The 2226-nt window shown below is 64.6% G+C and carries 3 protein-coding genes; all 3 read left to right on the forward strand.

The features are described 5' to 3' along the window. The coding region (locus VDP82_RS17255; protein WP_323016055.1) for a FliM/FliN family flagellar motor switch protein at window positions 1-669 on the forward strand (669 nt) is incomplete at its 5' end. Continuing rightward, complete coding sequence (locus VDP82_RS17260) at window positions 669-1097, forward strand: DUF6468 domain-containing protein (protein WP_323016056.1); 429 nt, start codon at window positions 669-671, stop codon at window positions 1095-1097. The genes VDP82_RS17255 and VDP82_RS17260, both read left to right, overlap by 1 nt. Beyond that, window positions 1094-2053 (forward strand): hypothetical protein, encoded by a 960-nt coding sequence (locus VDP82_RS17265; protein ID WP_323016057.1) that lies wholly within the window; start codon window positions 1094-1096, stop codon window positions 2051-2053. Before VDP82_RS17260 ends, VDP82_RS17265 begins: the two co-directional genes overlap by 4 nt. Window positions 2054-2226: the final 173 nt, after the last annotated feature.

Genomic DNA, 2226 nt, shown 5'->3' on the forward strand with positions numbered 1-2226 from the left:
CTCATCTATTCGATGATCGACGTGCTGCTGGGTGGCCGCCGCATCGGGGGCAATATCCGCGTCGAGGGGCGGCCCTATACCACCATCGAGATGGCGTTGGCGCGGCGGATGATCGAGGTCATCCTGGAAGACACTCACCGCGCCTTCGAGCCGGTGACCCAGGTCAATTTCAAGCTCGAGCGCATGGAGACCAATCCGCGCTTCGCCGCTATTTCGCGCCCCGGCAATGCCGCAATCCTGATCGAATTGCGCATCGAGATGGACGATCGCGGCGGCAAGATCGAAATCCTGCTGCCCTATGCCACCATCGAGCCGATCCGTGAGCAGCTTTTGCAGATGTTCATGGGCGAGAAATTCGGCCGCGACCCCATCTGGGAAGGCCATCTGGCCACCGAAATCTATGCCGCCGACGTCGAGATCGAGGCGGTGCTGCACGAACAGGAACTGCCGCTCTCGCGCATGCTCAATATCAAGCCGGGCGATCTGGTGATGTTCGAGCGCGCGCCCAGCGACCCGATCCGGCTGCGCTGCGGCGATGTGGAACTGACCGAGGCCATCATGGGCCATATCGGCAACAATGTGTCGGTGCGGGTGACGCGCCCGCTCAGCCCGCCCAAAGTCACCATGGCGGCCTTCGAGGCCATCGACGAGAAACTGGAAGGACGATGATGTTCGGCTTGCCCCTTGGCCTTTTCGTGGAAAGCGCCGTCGCCATCCTGCTGGCGCTGACAATCGGTTATTGCGTCGTTCTCAACGGGCGGCTCAAGAGCCTTCATGCCGACAAGGACGCCATGCGCCAGATGGTGGCGGATCTGGTGGGTGCGACCAACCTGGCCAACCAGGCGATCAAGGAGCTCAAGCAGACCGCCGTCGAGGCCGACCTGGCGCTCAATTCGCGATTGGAGGAAGCCGAGCGCTTCGGCATCGAGCTGGCCAATCACGTCAATGCCGGCACCGTGCTGATGGAGCGGATCGTCAAGATCACCAGCGTGGCGCGCCATAGCCAGGCCATCGAGCCGGTGGAGCCGCCAAAGAAGGCGCAGACCGCGCTGGAGCAGTTGCAGGCGCATGTCCGCCGCCGGGGAGCCGCCGCGTGACAAGAATCCGCCTGTTGCCGGTCGTGGTCGTTGCTATCGCCGCCCTGCTGGTGCTCAAGACCCTGGGCCTGGTGACCAATGGTGGCTATGTCCTGGCCGGCACGAGCCTGGCGCGGGCCGCCGAAAGCGAGGCTGCGGGGGGCGATGGGGCAATGGCCGCCGAACCGACCCTGACCGACACGACCCCCACGCTTGCCGACGAGACGCCGACGCTGCCGCAGGCCGTGGCTGAACCGGCGCCGGAAGGCGTGGCAGCGGCTTCTATCCAGGGCGTTTATTGCGTCGATGCGGATGCGACCCTCACCGAAAGCGGGGAAGCGCTCGTGCTGCACGCTGCTGGCGCCGAGGGAGAGGATCATGGGGCAGAGGCGGTCGCGCCCGCGCCGCAGGCCAATTTTGCTACCACCATGACCACTGATTGCCTGCCTTCGGGCGACGCAGTGCCCATGCAGATCACTGCCGATGGTCGCGCCGTGCCGCTAATCGGGCCGGATGGCGCCTCTGCTGCCGAGCAGCAGGTATTGGCGCGGCTGGCCGCGCGGCGGGCCGAATTGCAGAAATATGAAGAAGAGCTGGCGCTGCGCAGCTCCATCGTCGATGCCGCCGAAAAGCGCATCGAGGAGCGCGCCGCGACGCTGGAGGCGCTGGAAAGCCAGATTTCCGCGCTGGTCGATCAGCGCCAGCAGATGGAAAGCGGCAATTTTGCCGGTATCGTGGCCATGTATGAGACCATGCGCCCCAAGGACGCGGCCAATATCTTCAACAATCTCGACATGGAAGTGCTGCTGCACGTGGCCAAGACCATGAGCCCGCGCAAGATGGCCCCGATCATGGCGCAGATGGAGGCCAAGCGCGCCCAGGAACTGACCGTGCGCATGGCGGCGCTGGCGGAACTGCCTCCCACCGAGTTGACGCCGGCAGATTTGGCAGCCCTGCCGCAGATCGTCGGACAATAATCCGACAGAACGGGGTAAGGGGACGTTAAGCCCGCAGCGATAGGGTCGGCACGAAAGTATCGTGTAACCCATGCGCGGCCGATTGGCGGAACCTGAAAGGCTCCGGGGCGGCGCATCAGAGCGTCGGGCGGGCAGAAGCCGGTGAAGACCGCGATCATGGCTGGTTTGCGGCG

Source organism: Devosia sp. (genome assembly GCF_034675085.1).
Lineage (GTDB): Bacteria > Pseudomonadota > Alphaproteobacteria > Rhizobiales > Devosiaceae > Devosia.